Source organism: Dellaglioa sp. CoH-57-MRSF-22 (assembly GCF_056781895.1).
This window is the reverse complement of sequence record NZ_JBXAXT010000028.1, coordinates 1-746: the sequence shown is the minus strand read 5'-3', so window position 1 is coordinate 746 and position 746 is coordinate 1. Positions and strand designations below refer to the sequence as shown.

Here is a 746-nt window from a genome sequence, read left to right as displayed (position 1 = left end):
AGTCCCGCAAGTTCATAATCAGGGCGTTGAACGCGTGGACGCCATACTTGCCCTTTGAGGCCACGATGCCGCGAGCCACCTCTTCCAGCACGTTGATCGTGTTATTCGTGAGCAGAACGCGCAAATCCTCGCCGTCTACGATGTCCTTTTCCAGTTCGACCAGATTGATGCCAGCCGCCGAAAGCCACATCTTGAGTGGCACTGGCACCCCATCTGCGGCCGCGCGTTCCAGTGCCCCGAGCGGGTTCTCGACACCAATCGCGGCAAGCGCCTCACTCATCTTTTCGTTGAACTGCTGTTCCGTACATGCATATGGGTAGGAACCCAGCATATACAAGATGCTCTCGTCCCGACTCGTCGCCGTACTCGTATTTCGGTGCGTGCTGATCTTGTACTGCGATCCCGCCGTGACCTCGATACGTGTGATCTTCGTGCGCTCTACGCGTTCATACACGTAACTCCCGCGATCGTTTTCTGTGACCTCGGACTTTGCTCGGTAGTACGGATAGGTCACCTCACGTTCATGCTTCTGCCACTCTCGCGTGAAAAACACACGTTTTTCTTTTTCGCTCATCTTTTATCCTTCGTACGGGTCATCCCCGTTGTCGTAACATTGCTCGATACGCGCGGCCTCGGCTCGGAGTTCACGGGCCCTGTTCTCGTGATGCGGCACGCACTCACCATAGTCTGAGGCGTCGGCAATCGTCGCCTGATAGTCATGGTAGTCGGCGGCAACGCGCAGCGCT

At 56.4% G+C, this 746-nt stretch carries 1 protein-coding gene; it reads right to left on the bottom strand.

The annotated features are described in order from the left end of the window. Positions 1-574 (bottom strand): hypothetical protein (locus AC1RPR_RS07915; protein WP_481763419.1); only part of this gene is annotated, 574 nt, incomplete at its 3' end. Positions 575-746: the final 172 nt, after the last annotated feature.